The following is a 798-nucleotide window of genomic DNA, read 5'->3' as shown; positions in this document are numbered from 1 at the left end:
CACAATCAACTAATACCTCAAATTCAAAAGGTTTTATGGACAATAAATAAATATCCTGAAAAAATTAGTGCAGATTACACATATCGTGGTGAAAAAGAGTTTAAATTCTTAAAAGATAATGAAATAGATGGATATATACCTAATCAAAAGCAAACCCGCGAACATAAAGGTAAAACACATAAAAATCCATACCACAAAGATAATTTCCAATACGATAGTGAAAAAGACATTTTTAAATGTCCAAAAAAACAAATACTAAAATTTCAAAAAGAATACACTTATGATAACACCATACATAGGTTATATTACACTTTAGAGTGCCAAAAGTGTTCAAAAAAGGAAAATTGTACTAAATCAGAAATAAGAACTATAACTGAATATGGAACAATTTTATCTAAAGAAATGACTGAAAAAATGAACTCTTCTAAAGGAAAAACAGAATACAAAAAGAGAAATTCAACAGTAGAACCTGTGTTTGGAATACTGAAACTACACCACGGCCTTGAAAACATCCCTCAAAAAGAAATAGACAATATACAAACAGAATTAAATCTAATAGCAATAGGCTACAACTTTAAAAGAATATTCAACCTAAAAAATAAACAGGACAATAAAAAAAATTCCCAAAATTTTTGCACAATGATAAAAGAAAAATTCCCAAATGCAAAAATAAAAAAAGAAATATCCTTAAAAATTTAGGAAAAAAACTCAAAAAGAAAGTTTTGACCATTTTGCAAAACCAAAATCTACTAAATCCCCCACCAGAAAAACTACACAAAAAGGTTTTGCCTTTCTCTC

Annotated in this window: 1 protein-coding gene; it reads left to right on the top strand. The window is 27.4% G+C overall.

The genetic code is table 11. The features are described 5' to 3' along the window. A partial coding sequence (locus tag MBCUR_RS03135) for a transposase (RefSeq protein WP_211265120.1) occupies positions 1 to 699 on the top strand: 699 nt, incomplete at its 5' end. Positions 700 to 798: the final 99 nt, after the last annotated feature.

It is taken from the genome of Methanobrevibacter curvatus, assembly GCF_001639295.1.
GTDB classification, from domain to species: Archaea; Methanobacteriota; Methanobacteria; order Methanobacteriales; family Methanobacteriaceae; genus Methanoflexus; species Methanoflexus curvatus.
This window is presented reverse-complemented; position numbering and strand designations above follow the sequence as displayed.